Origin of the sequence: Methylobacterium oryzae (assembly GCF_021398735.1) — a bacterium.
Classification (GTDB): Bacteria; Pseudomonadota; Alphaproteobacteria; order Rhizobiales; family Beijerinckiaceae; genus Methylobacterium.
Genome location: NZ_CP090349.1, coordinates 3,084,994 through 3,101,074 on the forward strand (window position 1 = coordinate 3,084,994; position 16,081 = coordinate 3,101,074).

The window sequence follows — 16,081 nt, forward strand, 5'->3', positions numbered from 1 at the left end:
ACCGGCTCCGGACGCAAGTTTACCCACTGACGCATGCATAGCACCGCGCGGCCGCGACCACCGGTGTCGCCACCGGGTGAGGACCGCTCACACGCGGTAATGGGCGGAATTCCGTGACAGGTTGATGTTGTAATAGGGGTCGGCACGCAGCTCCGGGCCCCAGCGGTCGAGCATGGTCAGCACCTCGCCCTCGAAGCGCTTCTGCTTCTCCGGCGTGTCCTCGGCCCCGCGGCTCTTCGACTCGTGATGAATCAATTTCGCGAAGGGGGTCCAGACGATCCGGTAGCCGGACCGGCGGATCTTCAGGCAGAGGTCGACGTCGTTGAAGGCGACCTTCAGGGCCTGCGCGTCGAAGCCGCCGACCTCCGCGAACACGTCCGCCCGCATGGCCAGGCACGCGCCGGTGACCGCCGAGACCTCGTGGGCGATGACCATGCGGCAGAAATAGCCCGGATCCGCGTCCGCGACGCCGAGATGGCTGTGGCCGGCCACGCCCCCGATCCCGAGGACGATGCCGCCGTGCTGGATCGTGTGGTCCGGGTAGAGGAGCTTGGCCCCGACGGCCCCGATCTCCGGCCGCACGGCGTGGCGGACCAGCTCGGCCAGCCAGCCGGGCTCGAGCACCTCGATGTCGTTGTTGAGGAACAGGAGCACCGCGCCGGTGGCCGCGGCGGCGCCGCGATTCGACAGATCCGAGAAATTGAACGCCCCCGGCACCGGCACGACGCGCACCCGCGGATCGTCCCGGTAGCGGGCGAACAGGGCGGCGGTCTCCGGCTCGCGGCTGTCGTTGTCGACGATGATCACCTCGATGTCGGGGTAGTCGGTCGCGCCGAGCAGTCCGTCGAGGGTCACCGACAGGATCTCGGCCCGGTCGCGGGTCGGGATGATCGCGGAGACCCGCGGCGGCGACGCCGGCAGCGGCCGGACCAGGCGGTTGAAGCCGCCGGGACCGCGCTCCGCGCGGCCGCCCCAGGGCGCCACCACCTCCTCCAGGGCGCGCAGGCGCGCGGCCTCCGCCCGGGCGAGCGCCCGGTCCGAGAAGGTCCCGGAGCCCTGCGCGGCGCGCCAGTGATAGAGCACCCGCGGGATGTGGCGGATGCGGGCGGGGTCGAGCCCGTCGGTCAGCCGCAGCAGCAGGTCGTGGTCCTGACTGCCCTCGAAGCCGGGGCGCAGGCCGCCGACGGCGCGCAGCGCCTCGGTGCGCACGACCGTGAGGTGGTTGATGTAGTTCTGGGCGTAGAGCAGCTCGCGGTCGAAGCAGGACTTGAAGTGCGGGTCGAATCGCCGGCCGCGCCCGTCGATCTTGTCCTCATCGCTGTAGATCAGCACGAGGCCCGGGTCGCGGCGCAGCGCCCGGGCGACCTCGTAGAGGGCGTCCTCGGTGAGCGCGTCGTCGTGGTCCATGAAGGCGCAGACCGCCCCCCGGGCCATGCCCAGCGCGTCGTTGGTCGCCCGGGCGATGTGGCCGTTCTCCGTCCGGGCGAGGACGCGGATGCGCGGGTCGGCCTCGGCCGCCCGGCTCAGGATCCGCGGGATCTCGGGGCGCGTGGAGGCGTCGTCCACGGCGCACAGTTCCCAGTGGGGGTAGAGCTGCGCCCGCAGCGAGGCCAGGGCCGCGCGCAGCACCTTCGGGTCCGGATCGTGGACCGGCATCAGCACGGAGATCAGGGGCGGATCGGTCCAGGCGGCGATCTCGGCGGCGATCCCGTCCCGCTCCGCGCGGCGCAGGGTGTGGGTCCCGAGCCAGGCCTCGTAGCCGCTCACGCGCCGGTGGCGCAGCGCCCGGCCGAGGAAGCCCCGCGCGCGCACCTTCTTGCCGAGGATCCGCCAAGTGAAGGCCTGCACGGTCAGGCCGGGATCGCGCAGGAGCCCGCGGGCGGCCAGGACCGGCCGGGCGAGGCGGCGCACGGCGATCCGGCGCAGCCGGACCGGGACGCGCCCGGCCGGGTCGGCGACGCGCAGCTCGACGACGTCCTCGGGCAGGCAGCCGATCCACGCGAAGGCGCCGCCGCCCCGGGCCTCCTGCGGCAGCAGCGTGCCCGCCCGTCCGTCGGGACCGACGAAGCTGATGTCGGGGAGGGTGTCGCGGGCCTCGGCCGGGTCGTTGGACAGGATGATCTCGACCCAGCGGCCCGCGAGATCCGGCAGCGCGACGCGCAGCCCGTCGGAGCCCGCCCGCGCCGGGAGGGCGCGCCGCTTGCCCCAGAGCCCCGTGACCTGCGCCGTCGGGAGGCGGAATTCGGGCACCGCCGGCCCGGTCGAACGCACCATCAACTCCAGCTCTTGTCGACCGAGGCCTTCACGGCATCCGACATGGCCACGTCGAACACGATCATGTCCTCGACCGCCTTGACGCTCTTCAGGCGCTCGGCCAGCGCCAGCGTCTCGGCCGGCACCGGCGGCAGCGTCGGGATCGGCGCGCCGATCCCGAGGCGGTCGAACAGCGTCGACGCGAAGGCGGGGAACCGGGTCTTGTGGCCGACGATCCCGACCCGGGCGAGAATCTCGATCGCCGCGATCGAGTTGCCCGGATGCAGCCGGTCGTCCGGCATGCGGGTCCCGAGCTGGCGGGTCAGGGGGTTGTAGAGCAGCCGGTAGGCGGGCTCGGGCAGCATCCGGAAGAAGCGCTTGAGGCTCTTCACGTCGGAGAAGTCATACCCGTCCGCGAAGGCGGCGGCCTCGGCCAGCGGCCCCAGGCGCCAGCTGCGCGCCGGATCGGCCGCATCCGCGGCCCGGGCCTTCAGCCAGCGCATCCGGGCCGCCATCTCGATCTGCGGTTCCTGGAGCAGGATGGCCGTGACCATCAGGTCCGGCGTCATGAAGTTCTCGTAGCGCGGGATGGTCACGGCGCCCGACAGGAAGGCCGACGGGGCGGCCGGGCCGGCCAGGACGCAGCTCAGGATCTCGTCCGGCAGCTTGTGGATGCCGAAGTAGCAGTGCTGGAAATACGGGAAGAGCGCCGTCTGGAGGACGGTCTCGGGCTCGATGCCGGTGTTGATCAGCATGGTCCGCAGCCGGATCTGACCCTCGACCGGCATGCGGCGGTAGACCAGCACGTTGGTGTCGGCATCGTAGAGTTCGAGCCGCGGGATCTCGGACAGGCCCGGCACCTCGGCCTCGCTGACCACGAAGGTGCATTGCCCGGTGGCGTGCCAGCCGTTGCGCTTGAACGCCTCGTCGATGACGCTGGCCGGGACCTCGGCCACGCGTCGGCCGTCGACCGCGACCACGACCCGGCTGATGGCGAGGGGATTGTCCGGCACGATCCAGCCGCGGATCGAGTCGCCCTGATCGTGGTCGATGAAGTAGCGCATGTCCTGAAGCGTGAGGCGGCGGCATGCCGGCGCCGAGTGTCCGCCATGTGTCGCGGCGCGGCCGGATGCCGAGCGGCAGGGCCATAGCGCATTTTCCCGTCGGCGTGCACCATGGCGCGTTCGGCCCGGAGACGGATCCCGGCGGGTTGCCCCCGCCGGCTCGTTCTCCCCGTCTCTAAGCCATTGACGCAAAATGCGCTATCCGCGCGCGGCGCGGGGCGATCGGGTCGGCGCGCGCCGCGGCCGGACCATTGAGGGACGCGATCGATCGGCCTGGTCACGCAGGTTCCGCTTGCGCCCTCGCCGGGCAGCCGCTATAGGCCCCGCCCACCGGAGCCCGAACGGCGCCGGCCCGGACGCGCAGCTCGGCGGGAGAGCACTACCTTGACACGGTAGTCGGCACTCTCATAAGTTACTGAGCAGTCTGGACTATTTCGATGGCTTGCAGGTTCGTCGAACCTGATCGCGGTCGATACGGAGACGTAGCACAGCGGTAGTGCATTCCCTTGACATGGGAAAGGTCACAGGTTCGATCCCTGTCGTCTCCACCATTCGACGCCGTGACTCCCGGCCCGTCTCCAGATTGAACGCCCCAGACTGACGTCACGGCAGGATCGCCCACCGAGAGGGGTTCTCCGAACCCGTCGCGGCCTCCGGAATCGCGCCTGCCCGCTCCTCCCTCACGGCGTCGCTCGTGCCTCCTCTCGCGTGGCGAGACGGCGAGGCTCGAGCAGAACCGATGCCCGACCCGTCGGCGGGACCGGGATCCTACGGGATCGCGGCGCGGGCGAGGGCCGCGCGGCGCAGCCGACAGGCGGCCTCCGTGACACGGCGCGAGCGGTCCCGTCCCGCGTCCGGCCGCGCGCGGTCGCAGGTCTTCGCGACCGCGTCCAGCACGGCCGAGGCCGCCGCCATGAGGGCCAGCGTCGTCGCCGAACCGACCGAGACTAGGAAGAAGATCGTTGCGATGACTTGCGGAGCGGTCATGACGCACCTCCTCGGGTGCTTCGCGGTGATGCGGGAGACTTATGGCCGGTGCGGCGGGAACAGCGTGCGGCCGAGCACGGGCCGCGTCGCGTCGGGCGCACCGCCCGCGGGCTCCGGACGGGGGGAGAACCTCAGCTCGATCGTCCGGCCCTCGCGCGCGACGACCTCGCAGGCTTGGTTCAGCAGCAGGGCGATCGAGACGAGCCGGACGGCCTGCGGTGGCACCGCCTCCGGCTGGACCTCGATCCGCGCCCCGGATGTCCTGAGCTCCCAGATCAGGCAGTCACAGCATTCCTGCGGGTGCCCGAAGAAGATCTGTCCGGTCTTGAAGGCCGGCCTCCAGGCCTCTTCCATGCGGTTCCCGGCCATCGCGATCTCCTACAGAACAACCATTTCAGCCCGTACCGATGAGCTGAATACGCGGTCATTCCGGGCGCGAATTCCGTATCAAACAGCACATCCGGCGAGCGCGCCGGCAATCCTGCCGCCGGCTTCGATCCGGCGATCCGGGGCCCGGCGCGAGGCCCGCCCGGCCGTGGCCGACGCGCGCGGATCGGCCGCCGTCATCAATTGTCCAATACCCGATCGCCCGTCGTTTAATCCTTCGTTAACCATTCTAAACAGCTTAGTCGGATCAGAATCGCGTACACAGGGAGCAGGGGATCCGTGAGCGAGCTGCAGAGGCTTCTGAGCGATCCTCGGTTCCGGCCCGCAGACAAGGCCAAGCGCGGCGCCGCGTCCGAACCCGACCTCGGCAACGTCCTGCGCGCCGTCGCGTCGCTGCACGCGCGGGCCGAGTCCCCGACACCGCCGGCCGCGCCGCGGGACTGGGACGCGCTGATCCACCGGGTGCAGACCGCCGCCCGCCAAGCGCGCGTGATCGAGGCCCAGGCGCGCGAGCGGGAGGCGCGGATCGAGCAGGTGCTGGATCAGGTCCGCGAGGAGGTCCACGCCTCCAACGAGCGCGCCCGGATGGCCGAGATGCAGGCGCGCGAGGCCCAGCTGCGCGCCGAGGCGCAGGTCGTCGCCGCCGAGGAGCGCGCCAAGGCGGCCGAGGCCCGCGCCCGCGCCGCCGAGGATCGGGCCCGGCAGGCCGAGGACTGGCTGGACCGTGTCCAGCAGGCGATCCTGTCCGAGTTCTCGGACCTCACCGAGCAGGCCGCGGCATGAGTGCCGCCCGCGCGTGGGCCGAGCCGACGGTGCCCCATCCCCTGTCCGACCCGGCCCTGCCGCGCGACGGCCACGCCGACCCGATCGACCGGGTCGTGGCGCTGTTCTCCGGCGCCGCGGCCGCATCCCCCGCGCCCGCCTCCCCGGCGGCCGAGGATGACTGGTCGACCTCCCTGACCGCCGTGCGCGGCGCCGCGGCGCGGGTCCGCGCCCTGCAGGCGAGCGCCCGCGACTCCGTCCGGGAGGCTCAGAGTTCCGTGCGGGCGGCCGAGACGGCGCTCCGCGCGGCCGAGGAGCGGGCCCGCCACGCCGAGGCGCTCCTGCAGGCGGCGCTCGCCCGGGCCGAGCGGGCCGAGGCGCAGGCCCGCGCGTCGGACGAGCGGGCCGAACGGGCGGAGGCCCAGCGGGCCGAGGCGCGGGCGTGGCTGCGCCGGATGCACGAGTGCATGGTCAACGAGTTCGGCGCCCTGTCCGGAGCGGCGGATCAGCCCTGAGCCGGCGCGCACCGGCCGGGATCGCGCGGACCCGCGATGCGTCGGCCTCGGCCGAGCGTCCGACGCCGCCATCACGCGCGATGGCCGCCGCGACGCGGGCCGGCCGCGCAGATTTCCCTCAGGTTCCCGCAATTACGAGCACTCGCCTTAAGTCGTCGAAAACAATTCTCAGGATATGGAATTCTGATCTCGTCGCCTCGACACCGTCCGCCTGGCAGGATCGCCGTGACCCTCAGCCTCGTCCTCAGCACGTCCCTTCCGCTCCTCACCGGGGCGGTGGCCCTGCTGTGGGCGGGCTTCGTCGCTCCGGAGCGGGAGGAGCGTCCGGACGTGCCCGGCGCCCGCGACCTGCGCACGTGGTGAGCGCCGGATCCCGGTTCCGGCCGTGAGGCGCCCGCCGAACCGGCCCTCCGGAGGCGGAGAGACCCCGAGAGGCCCCGCGCCCCGTCCCGGGCCGCTTCCGGGGACGGCACCCGGCGCGCTATGACGCGCCGGACGCCCTCGCGGCGAGGGCCGGCTCACGGAGGCTTCCCATGGATCTCGGCTTGAGCGGACGCCGGGCGCTCGTCTGCGCGGCGAGCAAGGGACTGGGCAAGGGCTGCGCCCTGGCGCTCGCCCGGGAGGGCGTCGCGGTGACGATCACGGCCCGCACCGCGGAGACGCTGGAGCGGACCGCGGACGAGATCCGCGCCGCGACGGGCGTCACCGTCACCGCCGTCGCGGGCGACATCGCCACCGAGGCCGGCCGGGCCGCCGCGCTCGCCGCCTGCCCCGAGCCCGACATCCTGGTCAACAATGCCGGCGGCCCGCCCCCCGGCGATTTCCGCGAGTGGGACCGCGACGCCTGGATCCGGGCGCTCGACGCCAACATGCTGGCGCCGATCGCGCTCATCAAGGCGACGGTCGACGGGATGATCGACCGCGGGTTCGGCCGGATCGTCAACATCACCTCCGGCGCCGTGAAGGCGCCGATCGAGCATCTCGGCCTGTCGAACGGCGCCCGCTCGGGGCTGACGGGCTTCGTGGCCGGCCTGGCGCGCAAGACCGTGCGGCACGGCGTGACGATCAACAACCTGCTGCCCGGCCCCTTCGACACCGACCGGATCCGCGGCAACGCCGCCGCGGGGGCCGCCAAGGCCGGCACCTCCGTTGAGGCGTTCCTGGAGGCGCGGGCCCGCGACAACCCCGCCGGCCGCTTCGGCCACCCCGACGAGTTCGGCGCCGCCTGCGCGTTCCTGTGCAGCCAGCAGGCGGGCTTCATCACCGGGCAGAACCTGCTGATGGATGGCGGCGCCTATCCCGGCACGTTCTGACGCGGACCGGCCCGACCGGCCCTCCGCTTGCAGGGCCGGATCAGATCATGCGGTGAGGACCATGAGCGTACGCGAGACCCTCGAGGCCCGGCTGGCCCGGATCGCCGCGGGGGACCCGGCGGTCTTCACCCGCCTCTACCCGGAGCAGGCCCGCGCGGCGGCGGACGCCGCCGATGCGCGCCGCCGGGACGGGATCTCCCTCGGCCCCCTCGACGGCGCGATGGTCTCGATCAAGGACCTGTTCGACGTGGCGGGCGAGACGACGCGCGCCGGCTCGGTCCTCTTGGCCGACGCGGCGCCGGCGCGGTCCGACGCCCCGGTGGTCGCCCGCCTGCGCCGCGCCGGCGCGGTGATCCTGGGCAAGACCAACATGTCCGAGTTCGCCTTCTCGGGGCTCGGCCTCAACCCGCATTACGGCACCCCCGGCAACGCCGCCGATCCGGCGCGCATCCCGGGGGGCTCGTCCTCCGGCGCCGGGGTCTCGGTGGGGCAGGGGACGAGCGACATCGCGATCGGGTCCGACACGGGCGGCTCCGTCCGGATCCCGGCCTCGCTGAACGGCGTCGTCGGCTTCAAGCCGACCGCGAGCCGCGTGCCGCTGGAGGGGGCGTTCCCGCTGTCCTACGCCCTCGATTCCCTGGGGCCGCTCGCCCGGACGGTCGCGGATTGCGCGGCCGCCGACGCCGTGATGGCGGGCGAGGAGCCCGCGCCGCTGGAGGCGCTCGCCGTCGCCGGCCTGCGCATCGGCGTGCCGCGGGGCCTGCTGTTCACCGAGACGGAGGCGCCGGTCGCCGAGGCCTTCGAGCGGGTGCTGTCCCGCCTGTCCCGGGCCGGCGCCCGGATCGCCGATCACCCGATCGACGACCACCTCGCCGCCATGGACGCGGCGCTCCCGGACGGCTCCCTCGCGGCGATCGAGGCCGCGGCGATCCACGCCGACTGGCTGGACAGCGCGGCCGGCCGCTACGACCCGCGGGTGCATCGCCGCATCGTGGCCGGCCGGAATGCGACGGCCGCGGGCTACATCCGGACGATGCGCCGGCAGGCCGCGCTGATCGCCGCCTTCGACCGGCACCTCGCCCCGCTCGACGTGCTGGCGCTCCCGGCGACCGCCGCGACGGCGCCGCTCACCGCCCCGCTGGCGGCGGACGACGCGGCCTTCCTGGCGGCCAATCGCCTGATGCTGCGCAACACCGCCTTCGGCAACTTCTTCGATCTCACCGGCCTGTCCCTGCCGATGCCGGGCCTGCCCCGGCCGGCGGGCCTGATGCTGCTGGCCCGGCACGGACAGGACCGCCGGCTCCTGGCGATCGGGGCCGGGATCGAGGCCGCGCTGGCGGGGTGAGCGCCCCGCGCGGCCCGGGCCCGCTCAGCGGATCTGGCGGGACAGCGCCACGCCGAGGCGCTCCGCGCCGATCTTCGGCTGGCCGCCGGCCACGAAGACGACGAGATCCTTGCCCGGATTGACGACGACCACGCTGTTGAAGCCGTCGGTCCCCCCGACCTTCAGGAAGACCGGCCGCTGGCCCGCGTCCGGGTCGCCGATCTCCTCGATCCAGGCCATGCCCTGCCGGAAGGTCTGTCCCTCCGGCTGGTAGAGCGGCGTCATCGCCTCGCGCAGCGCCCGGGTGAGCGCTGGCGGCACGGGCGCGCCGTTCACCGCCTCGTGCCCGAGCGCCGCCTCGCCGAAGGCGAGCATGTCGGTGGCGGTCGAGCGGAGCGCTCCCGCGGCGTACCACGCGAAGACCGGCCAGGGCATGACCGGCTGGCCCTCCATCCCGTAGCCCTGCGCGAGACGCGCGCGGTCGGCCGGCTTCACGGTGACCGCCGTGCTGGTCATCCCGAGCGGCCCGGTGATCCGCTCGTGCACGAGGCTCTCCCACGGCGCGCCGAGACGTTCGGAGAGAACGTAGCCGAGCAGGCCGATGCCGGCATTCGAGTACCGGTAGGGGGCGGGCAGGGCGCAGCCGCCCGCCTCGGATCCCTCCGGGCTCCAGCGCGACACCCAGGCCAGGAACGCTTCCGGCGGGTAGGTCCGGACGCTGCGCTCCGCCAGGGCACGCGGCAGGTCGCCCGGCAGCGTCGGCATCCCCGAGGTGAAGTCGGCGAGCTGCAGCGGCGTGATCTGGGCCGTGCAGGGCCGGAGCCGCAGGTTCGGCAACAGCTCCTGCAGCGGCGTGTCGGGACGCAGGCGGCCCGCATCGACGGCCTCGGCGAACAGTGCGGTCGTGAACACCTTGGTGATCGAGCCGATCTCCACGATCGTGTCGGACCGGTAGGGCGCGCCGCCGGCCCCGTTGAACCCGAAGTAGCTGCGCCGCCCCCGGTGGCTCACGCCCACGATCAGGCCCGGGATCGCCCCGCGCGCGACCCAGGCGCCGGCCAAGCGCTCGACGACCGGCCGCAGCGCGTCCACCTCCGCGCCGGCCGCGAGGTCGGCCGGGCGCCCGGCCCCCTCACCGAAGCCGTCCTGCGCGCCGCCGGGACCGGCGGCGAGCGCGAGGACGAGGGCGGCGAGGCCGGCCGTCACGATGGGTCGAGACCGTCCGCCGGCCCGACGATCCGTGCTGTTCATGGTCCTCCTCCCGATCCGTCACCGGCGCGCCGGGTGCGTCAGATTGGAACGGATGCATTGACGAACACTGAATACAGAACGGAAATCGCGCGGCTCATAAATGATGATGCGTAGTTGATACAGGTATTGACTGAGTGCGGGCCATTGACATTAATCTTGGCTCGCAAGCAGCATGATGCACGATCCGGACGCGGACAGCGTGCCGGTCGCGGGAGGATCACGCCGTGCATTTCATGCGGATGATGGGGCTCGTGGCCCTTGTGTTGAGCGGCCTGGGCCTGGCGGGCCCGGCGTCGGCGGCCCCGCTCTCACCGGCGCCGCTGGCCGGCGACGCGAGCGGGCTGACCCGGGTCGGCTACTGGTGCGGGCCCGGATTCCACCTCAACCCGTGGGGCCGGTGCGTCCCGAACGCCCGCCGGTTCTACGGCCCGGGCCCGGCCTTCTACGGAGCCCGCTACTACGGAGGCCGGCGCTTCTACCGGACCTACAACTATCGCTGGCACCGCAATTACCGCTGGCATCGCAACTATCGCTGGCACCGCAACTATCATTGGCATCGCAGCTACCACTGGCGTCGCCGCTGACGAACGCGCCGGCGGCGCTCCTGACGGTCTCGCCCGGAGCGCCGCCGGCCCCACATACCGCTTCCCAGATCCGCGGCCGGCCGGACAGCGGCCGCCGCGGCGCCGTATTCGGAGACCTGTGACGATGCGCCTCCCGCTGATTGCCTTCGCGACCGCGATTGCCCTGACCACGGGGGCGGCGGCGCAATCCGTGCCGGAGCCACCCATCCAGAGCCCGCAGGACGCCGCCTGCCGCGAGCAGGCGCGGGCCCAGATCTTCAGCTACCCCAACCCGAACAACCTCAGCCTCTACGACCTCGGTTCGCAGATCTGGCACCTGTGCATGGCGTCCTATCACGGCCGCGGCCCCAACCCCGGCCGCACGGAGCAGCGCTTCTAGGCAGCGCTTCCAGGCAGCGCTTCCAGGACGGCCCCGGGCCGCGGTCGCGGCCGCCGGGACGGCCCCTCGAGACAGCTCAGCGGAACCGATCATGACGAGCAAGCTCCGCGGCACCGGGCAGCACGGCCACGCACCGCCCGTCGCGCCCGATGCGGGCCGGCGCGCGTTCCTCGGGGCCGCGGCGCTCGGCGTGGCGCTGTCGACGGGCGCGCGCCCCGCGTCGGCGACCACCGCCGCGCCGGCCACGGCCGCGGACGAGACCTTCATGCGGGCGGCCATCGCCGAGGCGCGCCGCGCCGACTTCCCGTTCGGCGCCGTCATCGTCGCGGAGGGCGAGATCCGCGCCCGGGGCCTGAATCTCGGGAAGCAGCAGCGCGATCCCACGGCGCACGGCGAGATGGTGGCGATCCGCCGCTTCCTCGCGGAGCACGGGCCGGAGGCGCTGCGGGGGACGACCCTCTACACGTCCGGCGAACCCTGCGCGATGTGCATGGGCGCGATCGTCTGGTGCGGGATCTCGCGCGTCGTCTTCGCCGCCTCGCTGCAGCAGCTCGCCACGAAGATCGACCAGATCATGATCACCTGCACGGAGGTCGCGGACCGGTCGCCGTTCCGCCCGATCGCGATCACGGGCGGCGTCCTGGCGGAGGAGGCGCTCGCGCTCTTTCCGCCCGGCGACCGCCCGTCCAAGTAAGGGACTGGAAGACGGCTCGGGCGACCGCCCGCGCGGCCCGGCAATCCGGTGGGACGCGGCCGTCGCTCCCCCGGAGGTCCCGCCGCATCCCACCGGATTGCCGGGCCGCCCGCCCTGGTGCACCCTGCCGGCGATTCCCGGACCTCGCCCCGAGCCCCCGCCTCGGGCGCCCGGGGATCGCGGGACCGCCTGCGCCGGGCGGCGATCCCGGAGGGCCGACAGGGCCGACCGGCAGGGAGCCGTCGCATGAGCGCAGCCACACCGTCGACCGTCGCGGACCGGGATACGGACCCCGCCGATCGCGCCGCGATCCGCGCGATGCGCGTCGACCTCGCGGCCGCCTACCGGCTGATCCATCGGCTGGGCCTCGACGACAGCATCTACACCCACATCTCGGCGCGGCTGCCGGGCGCCGGGCACCGGTTCCTGATCAACCCCTACGGGATGCGCTTCGAGGAGGTGTCGCCGGAGAACCTCGTCACCGTCGACATCGACGGGAAGGTGCTCGAGGATCCGATGGGGCTCGGCATCAACCCGGCCGGGTTCACGATCCACAGCGCCATCCACGCCGCGCGCCACGACGCGATCTGCGTGCTGCACACCCACACGGTCGCGGGCGTGGCGGTCTCCTGCCAGGAGGAGGGGCTCCTGCCCCTGAACCAGTGGTCGATGCAGTTCACGGGGCGCGTCGCCTACCACGCCTACGAGGGCATCGCCCTCGACCTCGACGAGCGGGAGCGGCTGGTGGCCGATCTCGGCGACAAGCCCGTGATGGTGCTGCGCAATCACGGCCTGCTGACCTGCGGCCGCACGGTCGGCGAGGCGTTCCGGCTGATGCACAACATGGAGCGCTCGTGCCGGGCGCAGCTGGCGATCCAGGCGGCGGGCGCGCCGGTGATCCGGCCCTCCTCCGCCGTCGCCACCAAGACCGCCGGGCAGTACGCCGCCGGCTACGACCGCGTCGTGGTCCAGGGGGCGCCCGACAACGAGTGGGCGGCGTTCAAGCGGATGCTGGCGCGGACGGATCCGGATTTCTTCGCGAACGGCTGAGGGCGGCACGGCCGCCGGCTGAGCCGTTCGGTCGATGCGCCGCTCTCCGTCATCGCGAGCGCGGCGAAGCGACCCAGGGCAGCGCGACGTCCGACCTCGTCACGCCGACCGGACTGCTTCGCTCCACCCGCAACGACGGCGGTGCCGCGATCGGCGACGGCGTGAGACGTCGAGCGGGCGTCTCCCGCTCAGCAGGAGCGAGACGCCGCAGCACGGGCCTCACCCGTCTGCCCAGGCCCCGCTCGACCGGTAGGTCTGCTTGAGGAACGCGATGAAGGCCCGGGTCTTGGCCGGCACGAAGGCCCGGCTCGGGTAGACCGCGAAGATGCCGGCCGAGGCCGCCGCCGCGTAGGCCGGCAGCACCACCTCCAGCAGGCCGTCGCGCAGCTCCGCGTGCACGTCCCAGGTGGAGCGCAGCGCGATCCCGAGGCCGCCGATCACGGCCTCGCGCACCACCTCGTTGGAATGGGTGCGCAGCGGCCCCGAGGCGCCGACCGTGCAGGGGCCCTCCGGCCCGACCAGCCGCCAGGGATTCTGGTTCTCGGTGGCGAGGCAGACATGGCCGCGCAGGTCGTCGAGGCTCTGCGGCCGCCCGGCCGCGTCGAGGTAGCTCGGCCGCGCGCAGAGGACCCGCTGCACCGGCGCGAGGCGCACCGCCGTCAGCCCGGAACTCTCCAGCGCGCCGACCCGGATCGCGAGGTCGTAGCCGCGCTCGACGATCGACTCGAAATCGTCGCTCAACTCCAAGTTGAGCACGATGCCGGGATGGAGGGCGAAGAAGGCCCGCAGGTGCGGGACGATGTGCAGGCGCCCGAAGGAGCTCGGCGCCGTGACCCGGAGCGTCCCCCGCGCCCGCGTCGCCGTCTGCGACACGAGGCTCTCGGCCTCCGCGATGGCGTCGACGATCGGCGCGATCCGCTCGAAGAAGGCCGCCCCGACATCCGTGGGCGCCACCCGCCGCGTGGTGCGATGCAGCAGGCGCACGGCGAGCCGTTCCTCCAGCCTCTTCAGCCGCTTCGACACCACCGCGACCGACAGGCCGAGCTCCGAGCCGGCCTGGGTGAGGCTGCCGGTGCGGACCACCCGGGCGAAGATCTCCAAGTCGCTCTGGTCGTGCATTGTCAACGCTGCGGAAAAAATCAAATCCCTTTTGCCGCCTTTCTCGCGGATGCCAAGCGATCTATCGAGGAGACATCAAAAAATTTTCACGGCGCGTTCGATTTTTTCTGACGCGCGTCGCCACGCATCCCCGAGGATCGCCATGTCGAAGCTCGTCGTCGCCGAGGATCTCCGCACCTTCGTCTCCGAGGAAGCGCTGCCCGGGACCGGTCTCTCGGCCGACCAGTTCTGGTCGGGCTTCGCCGCGATCGTCCGCGATCTCGCACCGCACAACCGGGCGCTGCTCGACCGGCGCGACGGCCTCCAGGCCGACATCGACTCCTGGCACCGCGACCATCGCGGAGCGCCGCACGATCCGGCGGCTTACGCGGACTACCTGACGCGGATCGGCTACCTGCAGCCGGAGCCCGAGACCGTGCGGGTGACCACCGAGAACGTGGACGCGGAGATCGCCGCCATCGCCGGGCCGCAGCTCGTGGTGCCGATCTCCAACGCCCGCTACGCGCTGAACGCCGCCAATGCCCGCTGGGGCAGCCTCTACGACGCCCTCTACGGCACCGACGCGATCCCGCAGGACGGCGAGCTCGCGCCCGGCGCCGGGTTCAACCCGGCCCGCGGCGCCGCGGTGGTGGCCAGGACCAAGGCGTTCCTCGACGCGACCGCGCCGCTGAGCGTCGGCTCCTGGGCGGATGCCGTGGGCTTCTCGGTGACGGACGGCCGCCTGGCCGCCGATCTCGGCGCCGGTCGCAGCGCCGGCCTGACCGGATCGTCCGCCTTCGCGGGCTACACCGGCGACGCCGCGGCGCCGACCGCGCTCCTGCTGCGCCACAACGGCCTGCACATCGAGGTCGTCATCGACCGCGCGAGCCCGATCGGCCGCACCGACCCGGCCGGCATCGCCGACGTGGTGCTGGAGGCCGCCCTCTCGACCATCATGGACATGGAGGATTCGGTGGCGGCCGTGGACTCGGCCGACAAGGTCGCGGTCTACCGGAGCTGGCTCGGCCTGATGCGCGGTGATCTGACCGCCACCCTGTCCAAGGGCGGCCGCACGGTCGAGCGGCGGCTCGCCGAGGACCGGACCTTCACGGCCCCCGATGGCGGGCGCCTGACCCTGCCGGGACGGTCGCTGATGCTGGTCCGGCATGTCGGCCACCACATGTACACCGACGCCGTGACCCTCGACGGCGCCGAGATCCCGGAGACGTTCCTCGACGCGGCCGTCACCGCGCTGATCGCCCTGCACGACCTGAAGGGCACCGGTCCGCTCCGCAACAGCCGGACCGGCTCGGTCTACATGGTCAAGCCCAAGCTGCACGGTCCCGACGAGGTCGCCTTCGCGGTGGCGCTGTTCGGGCAGGTCGAGGCGCTGGTCGGCCTCGCGCCGCGGACGCTCAAGATCGGCGTCATGGACGAGGAGCGGCGCACGACGCTCAACCTCAAGGCGGCGATCGCCGCGGCGTCGGACCGGCTGTTCTTCATCAACACCGGCTTCCTCGACCGGACCGGCGACGAGATCCACACCTCGCTGGAGGCCGGCCCCGTGGTCCGCAAGGATGCCATGAAGGCGACCGCCTGGATCCAGGCCTACGAGGACGGCAACGTCGATGCCGGCCTCGCCTGCGGCCTGCCCGGCCACGCGCAGATCGGCAAGGGCATGTGGGCCGCCCCCGACCGGATGGCGGCGATGCTCGACGCCAAGGGCGCCCACCCGGAGGCGGGCGCCAACACCGCCTGGGTGCCGTCGCCGACCGCCGCGACGCTCCACGCGCTCCACTACCATCAGGTGGATGTCCGCGCCCGCCAGGCGGCGCTCGCCGGCCGGGCGCCCGCGACCCGCGCCGCCATGCTGACCCTGCCCCTCGCCGAGGGCGCGTTCGCGCCGGAGGCGGTGCGGGAGGAGCTCGACAACAATTGCCAGGGGATCCTGGGCTACGTGGTCCGCTGGGTCGACCAGGGCGTCGGCTGCTCCAAGGTGCCGGACATCCACGAGGTCGGGCTGATGGAGGACCGCGCCACCCTGCGGATCTCCAGCCAGCACATCGCCAACTGGCTGCGCCACGGGATCGTGGACCGCGACGAGGTCGCCGCGGCCCTGCGGCGCATGGCCGAGGTCGTCGATCGCCAGAACGCCGGCGACCGGGCCTACCGGCCGATGGCCCCCGGCTTCGACGGGCCGGCCTTCCGCGCCGCCGAGGCCCTGGTCTTCGAGGGCGCCGGCCAGCCGAACGGCTACACCGAGTTCGTGCTGCACCGGTTCCGCCGGGAGGCGAAGCGCCTGGACGCCCGCGTTCGGGCGGCCTGAGGCCGCTCCCGGATCCCGGACGCGCAGCGCCCCGAGACCGCCCCGGGCCGGCCGACGGCCTGTGCGGCCTGAAACGCCGCGCCGCGGATCTGCC

The 16,081-nt window shown here is 73.0% G+C and carries 16 protein-coding genes and 1 tRNA gene; 11 read left to right on the forward strand and 6 right to left on the reverse strand.

The genetic code is table 11. The features are described from left to right. Positions 1–87: 87 nt before the first annotated feature. On the reverse strand, positions 88–2,274 hold the full coding sequence (locus tag LXM90_RS14785; protein WP_020093238.1) for a glycosyltransferase family 2 protein: 2,187 nt from the start codon (positions 2,272–2,274) through the stop codon (positions 88–90). Then, positions 2,274–3,317, reverse strand: coding sequence for a hypothetical protein (locus LXM90_RS14790; protein ID WP_020093239.1), 1,044 nt, complete (start codon positions 3,315–3,317; stop codon positions 2,274–2,276). The genes LXM90_RS14785 and LXM90_RS14790 overlap by 1 nt, the downstream gene beginning before the upstream one ends. A gap of 476 nt (positions 3,318–3,793) precedes the next feature. Between LXM90_RS14790 and LXM90_RS14795 the strand changes: the two genes are divergently transcribed. Continuing rightward, positions 3,794–3,868: transfer RNA gene (locus LXM90_RS14795), tRNA-Val, on the forward strand. Positions 3,869–4,085: 217 nt separating this feature from the next. Here the strand turns inward: LXM90_RS14795 and LXM90_RS14800 are convergent. Together LXM90_RS14800 and LXM90_RS14805 are read right to left on the reverse strand one after the other, a co-directional pair. Further along, positions 4,086–4,304 carry a hypothetical protein gene (locus LXM90_RS14800; protein ID WP_020093240.1) on the reverse strand — a complete coding sequence of 73 codons (219 nt, stop codon included), beginning with the start codon at positions 4,302–4,304 and terminating at the stop codon, positions 4,086–4,088. A 39-nt stretch (positions 4,305–4,343) separates the two neighbouring features. Next, entirely contained in the window at positions 4,344–4,673 is a 330-nt protein-coding gene (locus LXM90_RS14805) for a hypothetical protein (protein ID WP_020093241.1), read from the reverse strand. Between the two features lie 297 nt (positions 4,674–4,970). On the opposite strand from LXM90_RS14805, the gene LXM90_RS14810 reads away from it, so the two are divergent. From LXM90_RS14810 to LXM90_RS14830, 5 genes are all read left to right on the forward strand, one after another. Continuing rightward, positions 4,971–5,474 carry a hypothetical protein gene (locus LXM90_RS14810; RefSeq protein WP_020093242.1) on the forward strand — a complete coding sequence of 168 codons (504 nt, stop codon included), beginning with the start codon at positions 4,971–4,973 and terminating at the stop codon, positions 5,472–5,474. Beyond that, the gene (locus tag LXM90_RS14815; RefSeq protein ID WP_020093243.1) at positions 5,471–5,968 is read left to right on the forward strand and encodes a hypothetical protein; all 498 of its coding nucleotides are present in this window, start codon (positions 5,471–5,473) and stop codon (positions 5,966–5,968) included. Before LXM90_RS14810 ends, LXM90_RS14815 begins: the two co-directional genes overlap by 4 nt. Positions 5,969–6,193: 225 nt before the next feature. Then, a complete protein-coding gene (locus LXM90_RS14820) occupies positions 6,194–6,331 on the forward strand; it encodes a hypothetical protein (protein ID WP_020093244.1) in 138 nt (45 codons plus the stop codon). Between the two features lie 170 nt (positions 6,332–6,501). Next, the gene (locus tag LXM90_RS14825) at positions 6,502–7,281 is read left to right on the forward strand and encodes an SDR family oxidoreductase (RefSeq protein ID WP_020093245.1); all 780 of its coding nucleotides are present in this window, start codon (positions 6,502–6,504) and stop codon (positions 7,279–7,281) included. 61 nt (positions 7,282–7,342) lie between these two features. Continuing rightward, positions 7,343–8,626, forward strand: a complete 1,284-nt coding sequence (locus LXM90_RS14830) for an amidase (RefSeq protein ID WP_234080750.1) — start codon at positions 7,343–7,345, stop codon at positions 8,624–8,626. A 24-nt stretch (positions 8,627–8,650) separates the two neighbouring features. Here the strand turns inward: LXM90_RS14830 and LXM90_RS14835 are convergent, their stop codons facing one another. Continuing rightward, on the reverse strand, positions 8,651–9,856 hold the full coding sequence (locus LXM90_RS14835; protein ID WP_081636480.1) for a serine hydrolase domain-containing protein: 1,206 nt from the start codon (positions 9,854–9,856) through the stop codon (positions 8,651–8,653). Between the two features lie 233 nt (positions 9,857–10,089). Here LXM90_RS14835 and LXM90_RS14840 point away from each other — a divergent pair, with 233 nt between their 5' ends. The 4 genes from LXM90_RS14840 (at position 10,090) to LXM90_RS14855 (ending at position 12,563) form a co-directional block, all read left to right on the forward strand. Beyond that, on the forward strand, positions 10,090–10,440 hold the full coding sequence (locus LXM90_RS14840; RefSeq protein WP_234082999.1) for a GCG_CRPN prefix-to-repeats domain-containing protein: 351 nt from the start codon (positions 10,090–10,092) through the stop codon (positions 10,438–10,440). Positions 10,441–10,564: 124 nt separating this feature from the next. Then, positions 10,565–10,819, forward strand: a complete 255-nt coding sequence (locus LXM90_RS14845; protein WP_020093249.1) for a hypothetical protein — start codon at positions 10,565–10,567, stop codon at positions 10,817–10,819. A gap of 91 nt (positions 10,820–10,910) precedes the next feature. Continuing rightward, positions 10,911–11,513: a nucleoside deaminase gene (locus LXM90_RS14850; RefSeq protein ID WP_020093250.1), complete on the forward strand. Its 603-nt coding sequence runs from the start codon at positions 10,911–10,913 to the stop codon at positions 11,511–11,513. A 246-nt stretch (positions 11,514–11,759) separates the two neighbouring features. Next, positions 11,760–12,563 carry a class II aldolase/adducin family protein gene (locus LXM90_RS14855; protein WP_020093251.1) on the forward strand — a complete coding sequence of 268 codons (804 nt, stop codon included), beginning with the start codon at positions 11,760–11,762 and terminating at the stop codon, positions 12,561–12,563. A 219-nt stretch (positions 12,564–12,782) separates the two neighbouring features. On the opposite strand, the gene LXM90_RS14860 is transcribed toward LXM90_RS14855, so the two are convergent. After that, complete coding sequence (locus tag LXM90_RS14860; protein ID WP_020093252.1) at positions 12,783–13,682, reverse strand: LysR family transcriptional regulator; 900 nt, start codon at positions 13,680–13,682, stop codon at positions 12,783–12,785. A 142-nt stretch (positions 13,683–13,824) separates the two neighbouring features. Here LXM90_RS14860 and LXM90_RS14865 point away from each other — a divergent pair, with 142 nt between their 5' ends. Beyond that, positions 13,825–15,987 (forward strand): malate synthase G, encoded by a 2,163-nt coding sequence (locus tag LXM90_RS14865; RefSeq protein WP_234080751.1) that lies wholly within the window; start codon positions 13,825–13,827, stop codon positions 15,985–15,987. Positions 15,988–16,081 lie beyond the last annotated feature (94 nt).